At 61.4% G+C, this 13,783-nt stretch carries 17 protein-coding genes and 1 tRNA gene; 16 read left to right on the top strand and 2 right to left on the bottom strand.

Features of this window, described 5'->3' with window-relative positions; translation table 11 throughout:
* The first annotated feature begins 42 nt into the window (after positions 1-42).
* The 10 genes from FHW92_RS09540 to FHW92_RS09495 all read left to right on the top strand — a co-directional run bounded on the left by FHW92_RS09540 (position 43) and on the right by FHW92_RS09495 (position 7,854).
* Positions 43-240, top strand: a complete 198-nt coding sequence (locus FHW92_RS09540) for a hypothetical protein (protein ID WP_168603045.1) — start codon at positions 43-45, stop codon at positions 238-240.
* Positions 218-781, top strand: coding sequence for a ubiquinol-cytochrome c reductase iron-sulfur subunit (petA, locus tag FHW92_RS09535; RefSeq protein WP_168603044.1), 564 nt, complete (start codon positions 218-220; stop codon positions 779-781). The genes FHW92_RS09540 and petA overlap by 23 nt, the downstream gene beginning before the upstream one ends.
* Positions 782-791: 10 nt before the next feature.
* Complete coding sequence (locus FHW92_RS09530) at positions 792-2,078, top strand: cytochrome b/b6 (RefSeq protein WP_168603043.1); 1,287 nt, start codon at positions 792-794, stop codon at positions 2,076-2,078.
* Between the two features lie 23 nt (positions 2,079-2,101).
* The gene (locus FHW92_RS09525; RefSeq protein WP_168603042.1) at positions 2,102-2,938 is read left to right on the top strand and encodes a cytochrome c1; all 837 of its coding nucleotides are present in this window, start codon (positions 2,102-2,104) and stop codon (positions 2,936-2,938) included.
* A 111-nt stretch (positions 2,939-3,049) separates the two neighbouring features.
* The gene (locus FHW92_RS09520; RefSeq protein WP_168603041.1) at positions 3,050-3,586 is read left to right on the top strand and encodes an adenine phosphoribosyltransferase; all 537 of its coding nucleotides are present in this window, start codon (positions 3,050-3,052) and stop codon (positions 3,584-3,586) included.
* Between the two features lie 93 nt (positions 3,587-3,679).
* Positions 3,680-3,753 (top strand) — tRNA-Gly (locus FHW92_RS09515).
* A gap of 196 nt (positions 3,754-3,949) precedes the next feature.
* Positions 3,950-5,182 (top strand): integrase arm-type DNA-binding domain-containing protein, encoded by a 1,233-nt coding sequence (locus tag FHW92_RS09510; RefSeq protein ID WP_168603040.1) that lies wholly within the window; start codon positions 3,950-3,952, stop codon positions 5,180-5,182.
* 209 nt (positions 5,183-5,391) lie between these two features.
* Positions 5,392-6,456 carry a DNA cytosine methyltransferase gene (locus FHW92_RS09505; protein WP_168603039.1) on the top strand — a complete coding sequence of 355 codons (1,065 nt, stop codon included), beginning with the start codon at positions 5,392-5,394 and terminating at the stop codon, positions 6,454-6,456.
* Between the two features lies 1 nt (position 6,457).
* Complete coding sequence (locus tag FHW92_RS09500; RefSeq protein WP_168603038.1) at positions 6,458-7,429, top strand: HNH endonuclease signature motif containing protein; 972 nt, start codon at positions 6,458-6,460, stop codon at positions 7,427-7,429.
* Positions 7,430-7,434: 5 nt separating this feature from the next.
* Positions 7,435-7,854 carry a very short patch repair endonuclease gene (locus FHW92_RS09495; RefSeq protein WP_349237664.1) on the top strand — a complete coding sequence of 140 codons (420 nt, stop codon included), beginning with the start codon at positions 7,435-7,437 and terminating at the stop codon, positions 7,852-7,854.
* Positions 7,855-7,920: 66 nt separating this feature from the next.
* On the opposite strand, the gene FHW92_RS09490 is transcribed toward FHW92_RS09495, so the two are convergent.
* Positions 7,921-8,145 carry an AlpA family phage regulatory protein gene (locus FHW92_RS09490; protein WP_168603037.1) on the bottom strand — a complete coding sequence of 75 codons (225 nt, stop codon included), beginning with the start codon at positions 8,143-8,145 and terminating at the stop codon, positions 7,921-7,923.
* A gap of 627 nt (positions 8,146-8,772) precedes the next feature.
* On the opposite strand from FHW92_RS09490, the gene FHW92_RS26215 reads away from it, so the two are divergent.
* From FHW92_RS26215 to FHW92_RS09480, 3 genes are all read left to right on the top strand, one after another.
* Positions 8,773-8,994, top strand: coding sequence for a hypothetical protein (locus tag FHW92_RS26215; protein WP_349237663.1), 222 nt, complete (start codon positions 8,773-8,775; stop codon positions 8,992-8,994).
* Positions 8,995-9,006: 12 nt separating this feature from the next.
* Positions 9,007-9,234: a hypothetical protein gene (locus FHW92_RS26210; RefSeq protein ID WP_349237662.1), complete on the top strand. Its 228-nt coding sequence runs from the start codon at positions 9,007-9,009 to the stop codon at positions 9,232-9,234.
* Between the two features lie 587 nt (positions 9,235-9,821).
* Positions 9,822-10,178 (top strand): DUF1428 domain-containing protein, encoded by a 357-nt coding sequence (locus tag FHW92_RS09480; protein ID WP_168603036.1) that lies wholly within the window; start codon positions 9,822-9,824, stop codon positions 10,176-10,178.
* Between the two features lie 415 nt (positions 10,179-10,593).
* On the opposite strand, the gene FHW92_RS09475 is transcribed toward FHW92_RS09480, so the two are convergent.
* A complete protein-coding gene (locus FHW92_RS09475; protein ID WP_168603035.1) occupies positions 10,594-11,523 on the bottom strand; it encodes an AEC family transporter in 930 nt (309 codons plus the stop codon).
* Between FHW92_RS09475 and FHW92_RS09470 the strand changes: the two genes are divergently transcribed.
* The 3 genes from FHW92_RS09470 to FHW92_RS09460 are packed head-to-tail and all read left to right on the top strand — an operon-like array spanning position 11,522 to position 13,775.
* The gene (locus tag FHW92_RS09470; RefSeq protein ID WP_168603034.1) at positions 11,522-11,776 is read left to right on the top strand and encodes a hypothetical protein; all 255 of its coding nucleotides are present in this window, start codon (positions 11,522-11,524) and stop codon (positions 11,774-11,776) included. The two genes, FHW92_RS09475 and FHW92_RS09470, sit on opposite strands and share 2 nt — an antisense overlap.
* The gene (locus tag FHW92_RS09465; RefSeq protein WP_168603033.1) at positions 11,755-13,182 is read left to right on the top strand and encodes a diguanylate cyclase; all 1,428 of its coding nucleotides are present in this window, start codon (positions 11,755-11,757) and stop codon (positions 13,180-13,182) included. The genes FHW92_RS09470 and FHW92_RS09465 overlap by 22 nt, the downstream gene beginning before the upstream one ends.
* A 50-nt stretch (positions 13,183-13,232) precedes the next feature.
* Positions 13,233-13,775, top strand: coding sequence for a GNAT family N-acetyltransferase (locus FHW92_RS09460; protein ID WP_246870095.1), 543 nt, complete (start codon positions 13,233-13,235; stop codon positions 13,773-13,775).
* Positions 13,776-13,783 lie beyond the last annotated feature (8 nt).

Genomic DNA, 13,783 nt, shown 5'->3' with positions numbered 1-13,783 from the left:
ACAAAAGGGCAAAGAAAAAGGCCATTGGCAGCATTGGTTTTGATGTTTATCAAAACCAAAAAAGCCGGTGACCGTATGGGACAAACCACACGGATCGCGGGGGAGAAGATTCCTGACGATACCGTATTGCGGCTTTATGCCGTGAACGCGATGATGTTCATTCGTTTTTTCGGTCCTGCGGCCCGCATGGACCATTGGTGCAAGGCAAGGGTCAAACATGACAGAAACTGCTGTTGCTGAAAGTCCCAACGATACGGCGCAGGGGGTGCGTCGGCGGGACTTCATCTATGTGGCTGCCACGGGTGCGGCAGGCGTTGGCGCAGCCAGCGTTCTGGTGCCCCTGATCAGCCAGATGGCCCCCTCGGCTGACGTGCTGGCCGAAAGCTCGACCGAGATCGACATCGGCTCGATCCAGCCCGGACAGGCGATCAAGGCGGTGTTTCACAAGCAGCCGGTGTTTGTGCGCCGGTTGACGCCGGTCGAAATCGCCGAGGCGAAGAAGGTGGATGTGGCGAGCTTGCGCGATCCGCAAAGCCTTGAGGACCGCACCAAGAAGGGCAAGGAAGAATGGCTCATCACCATGGGCGTCTGCACCCATCTGGGCTGCGTGCCGCTGGGCGCGGGCGAGGGTGAGGTCAAGGGCGAGTTCGGGGGCTATTTCTGCCCCTGCCATGGCTCGACCTATGACACTGCCGCGCGCATCCGCAAGGGTCCGGCCCCGAAGAATCTCGAGGTGCCGCCTTATGAGTTTACCAGCGACACTGTCGTGAAGATCGGGTGAGGAAGACGAGATGAGCTTTCCCTGGGCCAATGAATACAAGCCGAGCCACCCGGCGATGGTGTGGCTGGACGAAAAGCTGCCTTTGCCGCGCTTTGTCTATAATGCGATCGGGGCCGGTTATCCGGTGCCGCGCAACCTGAACTACATGTATAATTTCGGCGTTCTGGCCGGTTTCTGTCTGGTGATCCAGATCGTGACGGGCGTCGTGCTGGCCATGCATTATGCGGCCAACACGGGCGTGGCCTTCAATTCGACCGAACATATCATGCGCGACGTCAACTGGGGCTGGATGCTGCGCTATGGCCATGCCAACGGCGCCTCGGCCTTCTTTGTCGTCGTCTATTTCCATATTTTCCGCGGCTTTTTCTATGGGTCATACAAGGCCCCGCGCGAGATGATCTGGCTGCTGGGCGTCGCCATCTTCCTGCTGATGATGGCCACCGCCTTCATGGGCTATGTGCTGCCCTGGGGTCAGATGTCCTATTGGGGCGCCAAGGTGATCACCGGCCTGTTCGGCGCGATCCCACTTGTGGGCGAGCCGATCCAGACATGGCTGCTGGGCGGGTTCGCGCCCGATCAGGCTGCGCTCAACCGCTTCTTCTCGCTGCACTTCCTGCTGCCGTTCGTCATTCTGGGCGTGGTGATCCTGCATATCTGGGCGCTGCATATCCCCGGTTCGACCAACCCGACCGGCGTTGAAGTGAAGCAGGAATCGGACACCGTGCCGTTCCACCCCTATTACACCGCCAAGGACGGGTTCGGCCTGGGCGTGTTCCTTATCTTCTATTGCGCGATGCTGTTCTTTGCGCCGAATGCGCTGGGCCACCCGGACAATTACATTCCGGCCAACCCGATGCAGACGCCCGCGCATATCGTGCCGGAATGGTATTTCTGGCCCTTCTATGCGATCCTGCGCGCCTTTACCCAGAACTTCCTGTTCTTCCCGGCCAAGCTGATGGGCGTGCTGGCGATGTTCAGCTCGATCCTGGTGTGGTTCCTGCTGCCCTGGCTGGACAAGTCGCCGGTGCGTTCGGGCCATTTCCGCCCGACCTTCCGCAAGTTCTTCTGGCTGCTGGTGATTGACGTGGCGGTGCTGGGCTATTGCGGCGGTTCGCCGGCCGAAGAGCCCTATGTGATCATCAGCCAGATCGCGGCGCTCTATTACTTCGCCCACTTCTTCATCATCCTGCCGCTCGTCTCGATGACGGAAAAGCCGCTGCCGCTGCCTTTCTCGATCACCGAAGCCGTGCTGGGGGCCGATGAAGCCGCCAACCTGGCCCCGGCTCCGGCCGAATAAGAGAGCGAGGATAGAGACACATCATGATCCGTATCTTTTCCATGCTCGTGGGCGCCTTCTTCTCGCTGGCCCTGTTGTGGTCGGCGGGCAAGGGCACCGTGGCCTATATTTCCGAGCCGCCCGCCAAGACGGTCGAGGCCGAATTCCATCAGCACCCCAAGGCGCTGAGCCTGTCCTCGGACGGGGCCTTCGGCAAATTCGACCGTCAGCAGCTCCAGCGCGGTTTTCAGGTCTATTCCGAAGTCTGCGCGACCTGCCATGCGATCAAGCAGGTGTCCTATGGCGACCTGCGCGAGCTGGGCTATAATGACGCCGAGGTGAAGGCGATCGCGGCCAAGGCGCAGATCCCCGAATATAACCCCGCCACCGGCGAGGTGAAGCAGCATCCGGGCGCACTCAAGGACCATTTCCCGCCGGTCGTCTATGGCGGCGCGGGCAGCCCGCCCGACCTCTCGCTGATCGCCAAGGCGCGTCATGGCGGGGCGGCCTATATCTACTCGCTGCTGACCGGCTATGCCGATCAGGCGGGCTACAAGAACGAAAAGGGCGAGGAACTGCTCAAGAAGTTCCCCGATGCCAAGACGCCTGACGGCTTGTTCTTCAACCCGTACTTTGCCAACCTGAACATCGCCATGCCCCAGCCGCTCGTGTCGGATGGTCAGGTGGCCTATAAGGACGGCACCAAGGCCACCGTCGATCAGATGGCGCAGGACGTGGCCGCCTTCCTCGTGTGGACCGCCGAACCCAAGCTGGAGAAGCGCCACCAGACCGGCTGGCCGGTGCTTGGCTTCCTGATCTTCGCCACGGTGTTGGCCTATATGGCCTATCGCACCGTCTGGGCGGAGAAGAAGGGGCATTGATCCCTTTGTGAGGGACATGAAAACGCCCCCTGCATCACGCGATGCGGGGGGCTTTTCTTTTGGCCTCAAATGACTTTTTCATGTCGTTAAACCCGCCTATAGGCCCCGCTCATGACCCCAGATGATATGAAAGCGCTCGTCCGCTCGATCCCCGATTTTCCCAAGCCGGGCATCCTGTTTCGCGACATCACCACATTGATCGGCCATGGCGAGGGCTTTGCCGCCAGCGTCGCCCTGCTGGCCGACCGCGCGACCGCTGCCGGGGCGCAAGCGATTGCCGGCCTTGAGGCGCGCGGTTTCATCTTCGGCGCGGCGGTGGCGGCCCGGCTCGGCCTGCCCTTCATCCCCGTGCGCAAGCCGGGCAAGCTGCCCGTGCCGGTGCTGGCCATCGATTATGCGCTGGAATATGGCACCGACACGCTGGAGGTCGATCCCGGCGCGGTGGCGCAGGGGCAGAAGGTGGTCATTGTCGACGATCTGATCGCGACCGGCGGCACCGCCTGCGCCGCGCTCACCCTGCTGCGCCGCGCGGGCGCGGTGGTGGACGAGGCGCTTTTCGTGATCGACCTGCCCGACCTTGGCGGGGCCGAGCGTCTGCGCGCGCAGGGCGTGACGGTGCGCCCGATCATGGATTTCCCCGGCCATTGATATTTTGCCGCGGCGCAGGCGCTTGACGGCGCCGCGCCCGCATGGCAAGCGCGTCCGCACCACAGCGCCAGTCCAAGTGCGGCGCGCCCATGAGCGGGTATAGCATAGTGGTAATGTCCTAGCCTTCCAAGCTAGTCAGGCGGGTTCGATTCCCGCTACCCGCTCCAACAATTGATCTCAGATCATCCCATAGAGCTTTGTAAGTCGTGGAAAAGAAGAGTATTTTTCGGGTTTCAAGGCTCGTAAAATCTCATTTTGTTCCGCTTAAGCGCAGGCAGAAGTGGGGCTATTTCCGGAGCATAGCGGGCCATTCAACCCACTTAGCCCCCAGGGGTGGGGCTAAGTCCTGAAAAGGACCGGCCTATGCCTTTGACAGATATAGCGATTCGTACCGCGAAACCCAAAGAGAAGCCTCATAAGCTGAACGATATGCAGGGGCTCTACCTGCTGGTCTCTCCTGCGGGCGGCAAAACCTGGTACATGAAGTACAAGTTCGGCGGGGTGGAGAAGAAGCTGAGGATCGGCGGCTATCCCTCTGTCAGCCTGCGCGATGCGCGTAAGCGGCGCGACGATGCCCGCGATATGCTGGAGGACGGCAAGGACCCTTCGCGGGAGAAGAAGCTGGAAAAGCTGCGGTCGAGCATTCTGGCGGAAAACACCTTCACCAGCATTTCCCGGGAATATTGCATCAAGCGGCGGAACGACGGCGATCAGGCATGGGCGCCAGCCACAGCGACACGTTCGGAATATCTCCTGAGCCTGCTGGATAATTCGATCGGGCACCTCGCGGTCCATGAGATCGAGCCCATCGATATTCTGGCAGCCGTCCGAAAAATCGAAAAGCGCGGAAACCATGAGAGTGCACGCCGAACGCTGCAGTTATCGAGCATGGTCTTCCGCTATGCCGTCGCGACCGCCCGGCTGAAGTCGGACCCGACAAGGGATCTGCGCGGCGCCTTACTGGCGCCGAAGGTCACGCATTACGGGGCGGTGACCGATGCGAGCAAGGTGGGCGCGCTGCTGCGGGCCATCCACGGCTTTGAAGGGCATGTGACCACGAGGTGGGCGCTCAAACTGGCCCCGCATGTCTTTGTCCGCCCAGGCGAGCTTCGTCATGCCCGTTGGGAGGAAATCAATCTCGAGGCGGCCGTTTGGACCATCCCGCCCGAGAAGATGAAGATGCGCAAGCCGCATCATGTGCCTCTGTCGCTTCAGTCGATTGCCCTCCTGAAGGAAATTCATGAGACGACCGGGCCATACGGATATGTGTTTCCATCGATCAGGTCCGGGATCCGGCCCATGTCGGAAAATACCCTGAATGCGGCCTTGCGCCGGCTGGGATATTCGACTGATGAAATGACCGCCCATGGTTTCCGCGCCATGGCCAGCACGCTGCTGAACGAATCCGGGAAATGGTCTTCCGATGCCATTGAAAGGGCACTGGCGCATGGCGACAGCGACAAGGTTCGCGCGGCCTATCATCGAGGGACCCACTGGAAAGAGCGTGTGGATATGGCGCAGTGGTGGTCGGATCTCCTGGACGCGTTGCGCGGCGGTGCCGCCGTGGCGCCGGGTCCCGGCCTCAATCTGCGGTAGAGGAGAGCGGCGGCGGCTGACTTTTCAACCGCTTTCTTTGCGACCTCTGACAGAGCCGGTTGCCGGTCGGCCAGGCCGAAGATCGTTTGGATGCGGCGTCATACCTGCATTCGGCTGCTTTGACAGTTCGGCTGCCTTTCTCTATGTTCTTCAATTGTTCTCAATAGCCGGGAGTTGCAACAAAGCGGCAACTCGTGAAAGAAGCACTTATGACCTGGAAGCTGATCGATCTTTTTTGCGGTGCCGGCGGGATGTCGCTCGGCTTTATCGATCCCCGCTTTTGCGGTGATTTCGAGTGCGTGCTGGCTGTCGATAATGACAAGGCGGCGATTACGACCCACGAACACAATTTCGGCGGCACGTCGGTATGCGGCAATATTGAGCACTGGCTTGAAGATGCCGTGGTTCCGGCGGCGGATGTGGTGATCGGCGGCCCGCCCTGTCAGGGCTTCAGTCTCCTCAACAAGAAGCGCGACGGCGATTCCCGTCGCGCCCTTTGGGAGCCTTTCCTCGACGTGGTGGTGCGTTCGGGCGCGCGCGTCTTCATCATGGAAAATGTGGCCGAGCTTTTCCGCTCGCCCGAACTGGCGGATATCCGCGCGCGCGCGGCCCGCGACGGGTTCCAGACCGACGCCGCGATCCTCAATACGGCGGACTATGGGGCTCCTCAGACAAGGCGGCGCACCATCGTCATCGGTTGGAAGCCCGGGTCATGGCAGCCGGAATTCCCGCCTCTGCCGACCCATGCGGAAGGCAAATCGGGCCGTAATCTTCCGCCCTGGCGGACTGTGCGCGAGGCCATCGGCGATCTGCCGGTGCCGACCATGCTTGAGATTGAGGGACCGGCACCGCTCAATCTCCATATCAGGCGGACGCCGACCGAAAAAAGTCTGCAGCGCTATCGGGCCGTGCCGCCCGGCGGCAACCGCTTCGATCTGCAGCGCAATGCTCCAGAAATTACGCCCGATTGCTGGATCCGCAAAACCTCGGGCGGCACCGATCTCTTCGGCCGCCTGTGGTGGGACCGGCCCTCGGTGACGATCCGAACCGAATTCTACAAGCCGGAAAAGGGGCGCTATCTGCATCCCGATCAGCACCGGCCGATTACCCATCGTGAGGCTGCGCGCCTGATGGGCTTCCCAGATGATTTCCATTTCTGCGGAACCAAGGTGGAGGTCGCCCGCCAGATCGGCAATGCCGTTCCCCCGCCGCTCGCATCGGCGCTTGGGCGTCTGGTGTCGGCCATGCTCACTCCCATGGCAAAAAGCGCGTAAGATGGGGAAACCCGTGCAGGTGCAGACTCCTGCCGATGCGGTCGACCGCATCAAGGGGCTGCTCGATAATTTTCTCGGCAGGCTCGCGGACGATGATCTTCGCGAGCAGGTCCGCAGTCTGGTTCCCGCTTTTGAAGAACTCAGAGGTTTGGGCAAGGGCCTGATTCCAAGCGAACTGGCTTCGTCTGCCCGCGAGCGCATTCTGGCCTATTTCCAGCGCTATGCCCTGCAGGTGATTGAGGGAGACGAACTGCATGTGGTGGCCGGGATCAGCGAATGGGCCCGCCGCGTGCGCGAACTGCGCGTCGAATTCGGCTGGACCATCTGCAGCGGTGTGACCTTTAAGGACATGGCTGACGACGAGCCAGAGCTTGCCGGAGGCCTCGCGGATATTCTGGGAGCCGACCCGCGCAGCCTGAAGCCGGATCAGTATGTGCTGGTCAATCTCCAGCAGGACCGCGAGGCGGCGCATCGCTGGAATGTGCTGAACACGATCCGCAAGAAGAAGGGCCTCGGCACGAAAGCCCGGCTTCTGGAATATATGCGGGCCAATGTCGGGAAGCCTGTCTCGATCGAAGAACTGCGCTATCTGGCCGGAGACAAAAGCGAGTGGGCGCGCCGGATGCGCGAACTGCGCACCGAAGAAGGCTGGCCGATCTTCACCCGCATGCAGGGCCGCTCCGAGCTGCCTGTCGGCACCTATGTTCTGGATGAAGACAAGCAGGCACCTGAACACGACCGCCGGATTCCCGATGATGTGCGCGTAGAGGTTCTGATCCGGGATAATTTCGCCTGCCGGGTGTGCGGCTGGACCCGCGAGCAGCTGAGACAGGATGATCCCCGCAAATTCATCGAGCTGCACCATCTCACTGCGCATGCCGAAAAGGGTGCGAACAGCGTCGAGAATCTGATTTTGCTCTGCAATGTGCATCACGATCAGACTCATGCAGGTCGTCTGAAACTCGAGCTCTGACGCCTGTGGACCGTCTTTCCCCTTCTCAACGCAGCGAGAATATGCGGCGGATCAAGGGGAAGGATACCGGGCCTGAGCATATTGTCCGGCGCATGCTGCATGCGATGGGATATCGGTTTCGGCTGCATCGCAGAAATCTGCCGGGCAGTCCTGACATAGTCATGCCGGGCAGGCGGCTCGCAATCTTTGTCCACGGCTGTTTCTGGCATCGCCATGAAGGCTGCCGCCGCACAACAATGCCCTCGACCCGGCAGGAATTCTGGCAAAGCAAGTTTGCCCGGACCGTCGAGCGCGATGCTGAGCAGTTGGCGGCATTGGAGGCGCTTGGATGGCGCACTGCCGTCCTTTGGGAATGCGAGATTCGCCATGGCGAGCAGCTTCGAGGGCGGCTGGTCGCTTTGATGGCTGAGACGGAGCTGCCGTAGCGGGCTATTTCATCGCCGTATGAGCCTGGTCGTCAGGCTACATCAACTTTCACTTCGGAAGCGCATTTAGTCCCTGGACGTTGGCTCCATACTGTCCGCACTCCACAGCATCGGATTCCTGCACCAGTGCTGGACGGTCGATTCGCGCCATCCGCAGCAGCGCTGAGAGAGGCGGACCTGGGCGGGGAAGGAGCCGTCCTGGATCTTGCGGTAGAGGGTGGCGCGGCTCAGGCTTGTCAGCCTGAGTACATCGTTGATGCGCAGGAAGCGGTCGGGTTGATGGGGCGTCATTACGTTCTCCTTTAAGCTTCTTTGGGGTGAGGACATGATCTGACTTCCGCGCTCCGCTCCCATGGCACAGCAGCAGTCAGCAGGTACCGTTGTGCCGACTCCTGTATCGTGTCTCATCGCAATGGGCGCTTCACACCCGGTCCGAAGGGTCTGTTGCGCAGTGCCGCTGCAGTCCAATTCGCCGGGATGGGAACTGGAGGAAGCGGGCCTGTAGAAGGGGACGGCGGCGGTGGGGTCTCCTTGATCGGATCGTGAAACATCAGGTTGTCCCGGCAGCATTTGTGAAGCCGCTTGAACTTGCAAGAGGCTGAGACAACGCCTGTTTTTCGCGCATGTACGTGGATGTCTGGCCCAGTCCGACTGAGTTCGACCGAATTTTTCCAAACCGATCTCAGGATGTCTCGCCTCCCTGTTTCAGGGTGTCGGATTGCGTTTTGGTTCCGGCTTGCTCCGTTCGAGTCGCTTTTGCCGTCCCGTTTGCACTGCTGCGGCGACCGCTGACACAGAAGTCATGACGGGCTGCGCCGCCAAGGTGTTGAGCTTCCGTTTCTATGAATTGTTGCGTCAGGCTTGTATGATTGCGCCCTGTTCGCCGCAGCCTATCACGGCCCTTCGAGGAGATCCGGAATGCGCTATTTCCTCGACACCGAATTCAACGGCTTTGGCGGAGAGCTGATCTCCATCGCATTGGTGCCCGAAGAGGAAGGACGCGCCCATTTCTATGAGGCCATCACCTGTGCTTCGCCTACACCATGGGTTGCCGAGAATGTGATGCCGGTGCTGGAGGTCAAACCCCGCAGCCGAGCCCAAGTGGCACGTCTCTTTGCCCGCTATCTCCGTAATGATTAGGAGCCTCTGTTGGTGGCCGACTGGCCCGAGGATATAGCTCATGCCGCGCGTCTGCTGGTGACAGGTCCCGGGCTGATGGTGCCGGTGCGCGGCTTGCGCTTCGAACTCTTCGATCCCGACACCATCCTTGCGGGTGCCGACCATCCCTCGACGGTTCCGCATAATGCGCGCCACGATGCCATCGCTCTGCGCGCGCGAATACTCGCCCATGAGGCATGGGAAGCATCCTTGTCGGAATAGCTGAGGGAGCAGGCAATGCGGGTTCGCGGGTCAATGATACCTTCGTGCCCGAGTTGCTTCCCGGGAGGCTGCGCGAAAGGACGGCGGCCGCTAAGAGACGCCTCGTACGATCTCCGTCGCGCCATCCCGCGAGCGCCGGATGCATGTCTGGTTCTGACGGAAGCTGTCGTTGGCAGAAGCCATCAGGGACGACGGCTTCGTCGAAGGGTTTCGGGCGCCGGCAGGCGTACGAAAGTCTTACAAGTACGACCCGCGGTGAGGCTCGCCCTGGTCTATGGGTAAAAGGGCTTTAGTGTGGATTGAGGTGGCTGAAGCAAGCCTGCCGGCCAGCCCGTGATGGGCGGAGCAGCATAGAAGTCAGATGGCCATTGAGCTCGAAGCGCCGCTGATCCTGGAACATCTGACTTGGGGACGGGAATTGTGAAATTGTTGTTGTCGAACGCGATGAGTTCTGATCCCTCAATCTTTCCGAATTCGCCTGAGCCCCATTATTGTGACAGCTCGGCAGCTGTGGGGGCAAGCCAAATTTGCGCGAGTTTCGAAATTCGATCGAAGCGCGCGCCCTGTGATTTGAGAAGGGACAAGGCATGTATGTTTGCGGTCTCGTGATCCCCGTGTCGGAAGGTCAGATCGACGCCTATCGCCGATGGGCTGAGAACGGGGCGGCTTTCTTCAAGGAATATGGCTGCCTTGAAATCGTCGAATGCTGGGAGGATTTCGTCCCGGACGGCGAGCACACCGATTTCCGTAAGGCCGTTGCGGCCAAAGAAGGCGAGAAGATTGTCTTCACATGGCAGATATGGCCCGACAAAGCCTTCTTTCAGGCCGCTGAGGAAAGGATGCACCACGATCCGCGAATGGACACAGCCGGCGATCCGCCATTTGATGCAAGGCGGCTTATCCTTGGATGCTTTCAGCCCATTGCCTGTATGGGGCGAGGGTGAACAGGTGGCATCAAGTTTGAACCCAGCTCCTGCAGTCAGCTCGGTCAGCAATAGGAAGCCTCCGCGGGCGCTATGAGAAGAAATCCGATCCGGCAGGCAGTGAATGGCGTGCTCCTGTGATTTTTGATCGGTAGGATGTCCACATACTCTCATTGCTCAACGGAAGGTGCCGGGCCGGGATTTGACTCTGAATGAACCGCAATCGCTGGGCGCAAATTGTTGCCGGATGTCTCATGTAATGCTATGGGGTCATCAGTGCTTAAGAACGGAAAAGATTCCGTATTTATGCTTCGAACCCTAGTTGCGAAAATGGATTGGGGCTAATTATGGGGCTTTTGATAATTTAAAAATAGAATTATTTATTATATATCAAATGTATAATTTTTAATTTCGATTCCCGCTACCGGCTCCAACCTCACATCACCGCCATCCACACCATCAGCGAGCCCAGCGAGGCGATGGTGGTGACCAGAATCGTGGCTGAGGTCAGGGCGGCTTCGCGGCGGTAATATTCGGCGACCATGAAGGGGCCGGTGCCCGTCGGCAGGGCGGCCAGCAGAACGGCGGCATGGGTCAGGCCGGGGGTAAGGTGGAACACCTCGGTCGCCAGAAACCATGTCAGCGCGGGATGCAGGATCAGCTTGGCCAGGGTGAGCGCGCCGATGGCGCTCAATGGGGCGGATTCCTCGCGCTTTTCGGCCAGAAACAGGCCAAGGCCCACCAGCGCGCAGGGCGAGGCCGAGCCGCCCAGCAGTTTGAGAAAAGCATTGACCGGCACAGGCACGCCAAAGCCCGACACCAGAACGACCACCCCCAGCGCTGGCGCCACCAGCAAGGGGTTGCGCGCCAGCGAGAGCGCGACCTTGCGCGCCATATGCAGCGGATGGGCCTGCGCCTGAAGCCCGATTTCCAGCAGCACCAGCGCCAGCGCAAACAGCACGCAGACCGTCAGGATCGAGGCGATCAGCGTGGGCGCCAGCGAGGACGGCCCCAGCACCGCCAGCAGCAGCGGAAAGCCGATGAAGCCGGTGTTGGCATAGCCCGCGTTCAGCCCGTCGATCGCCGCATCGGCCAGCGGCCGCCCCCGGCTCATGCTCACCCCCAGCGCGAGGGCAAAGACCGCCGCCCCGCCCAGCGCAAAGACCGCCATGAAGGCGGGCTGCCAGATGGTCGCGATTTTGGCATTGGCCACGATATCGAACAACAGCGCGGGCAGCGCGAGATTGACGACATAGCGGTTGATCTCGCCGCTGGCCATCGGGCCCATCACGCCGATGCGCCGCGCGCCCCATCCAGCCAGAATGAGCGCAAAGATCGGCAGGGTGATGCCAAGAATCGCAAGCATGAATCTATCCCAGAGTGCCGGTTTCATCGCCTGCGGGCGCAGGCGGACCGGCTGGGCCTCGCTGGCGCGCGGGCGCGGTAAAATCAAGACCTGGCAGCCTTTTTTCGGCGCGGCGCAGACGTTTTCAGCGCACCAAAGGGCAAAGCGAAAAGCCTTTACGCAACCGTTTGTTTACGTCATTTTAGGCAAGATCCCCCTAAACATCGATCATACCCTTGGGAGGGGGCCATCATGCCGTTTCTTCGCCAATTGATCGAATCGCGCAACGGGGCGCTTTCGCAACTGGCCGCGATTGCGGCCGACATGTTCGAGGTGCCCATCGCGCTGGTCAGCCTGCTCGACGGTGATCGACAGGTCTTTGTCGGCCGCCACGGGCTGGATGCCGAAGGCACGCCCATCGAGCAGTCCTTTTGCCGCCATGCCGTTGCGCAGGACGCCCCGATGGTGGTGCCCGATGCCGAACTGGACTCGCGTTTTTGCTTCAACGGGCTGGTCTGCGGCGCGCCGGGCATCCGCTTTTATGCGGGCGTGCCGCTGCGCGTGCGGGCGCGGCCGGGCGAGAATGTCACCGGCATCGGCGCCTTTTGCCTGATCGACACGGTGCCGCGCGAATTTTCGCCCGCCGACCTGGCGCGCCTGTCCAGTCTGGCGTGCGGGGTGGAGGCGATCCTGCAATCCATGGTGTCCAGCATGGCGATGGCGCAGGATGCCGCGCGCATCAACCGCCTTTATGCCGACCAGCAGCGCCTGCAGCGCCAGTTCCGTCAGGCCGAACTGATGGCCTCGATGGGTTCGTGGCGGCTCGATGCTCGGCTGCAGACCGTGACATGGTCCGAAGGCGTTTATGATATCCACGACCTGCCTCCCGGCGAGGGGATGGCGGTGGACGATGCGCTGTCCTATTATCCGCCGGCCGAACGCGAGCGGATCACCGCCCTGATCGAGCAGGCGATCAACACCGGCGCGGCCTATGATGTCGAGGTCGATCTGGTTTCGGCGCGCGGCGTGTGCAAAAGGGTCCGCGCGATCGGCGAGCCCGAGCTGGAAAACGGGCGCGTCATCGGGCTGATCGGCGTGTTTCACGATGTGACCGAGCGGCACGAATTGTTTGTCGAGCTGGACCGCCGCGCCAACACCGACGAAGTGACTCATGTGGCCAGCCGCCATGCCTTTGTCACCCATGTCGACGAATGCGTGGAGCGCGCCCAGCAGCGCGGCGAGCGCATGGCGCTGATGCTGATCGATCTGGACAATTTCAAGCAGGTGAATGACACGTTCGGCCATGGCGCGGGCGACGATATCCTGCGCAAGGTGGCCACAGAGCTGCGCTCGCCATGGCTGGGGGGCAGTCTGGCGGCGCGGCTGGGAGGCGATGAATTCGCGCTGGTCATCACCGATCAGGCGATGATCGCCCAATTGCCCCGCGTGGCGGAAAATCTGCTGCGGGTGCTGCGTTTCCCGGTCGGGCGGGGCAAGGACCCGCTGATGGTTTCGGCCACGATCGGGGTGGTCGAACTGCGCGGGGCCGATGATTGCCGCCACGATCTGTTGCAACGCGCCGACCGCGCGCTCTACAGTGCCAAGCGCAAGGAGCGCGGCACATGCGAGGTGGAATGGTCGGACAAGGTGGAGCGGCAGGTGCTGCGCGTGGCGGGGTAAAGGACGCGCTGGTGATCCGCCCGTTGACGGGGGATGAGATCGGCGCGGCCATGGGCGATCTGGCGGCTTTGCGCATCGCGGTCTTTGCCGCATGGCCCTATCTCTATGACGGCAACGCGGATTATGAGGCCGACTATCTGCGCGAATTCCTGAGCGCGCGCGATGCCGTGCTGGTGGCGGCAATAGAGGGCGACCGGATCGTCGGCGCGGCCACGGCCAGCCCGATGGCGGCGCAAAAGCCCGAATTTCGCGCGCCCTTTGCGGCGCGGGGCATGGACACATCGCGCCTGTTCTATTTTGGCGAAAGCGTGCTGTTGCCCGCCTATCGCGGGCGCGGGGCGGGCCACGCCTTTTTCGACCACCGCGAGGCGCAGGCGCGGCGGTGCGGCGCCGATGCGGCCTGTTTTGCCGCCGTGATCCGCCCCGACGACCATCCCGCGCGGCCGGGCGACTATCGCCCGCTTGATGGTTTCTGGCGCGCGCGCGGCTATGCGCCGATCCCCGATTTTATCACCCATCTGGCGTGGAAAGAGCACGGCGAGGCGCAGGAAAGCCCCAAGCCGCTGCAATATTGGCACAAGGTTCTCGATTAAGCCTGCCC

This window comes from Novosphingobium sp. SG707 (assembly GCF_012275515.1).
Taxonomy (GTDB): domain Bacteria; phylum Pseudomonadota; class Alphaproteobacteria; order Sphingomonadales; family Sphingomonadaceae; genus Novosphingobium.
Note: the sequence above shows the minus strand (reverse complement) of the source record. Positions and strands in the feature narration are given on the sequence as shown.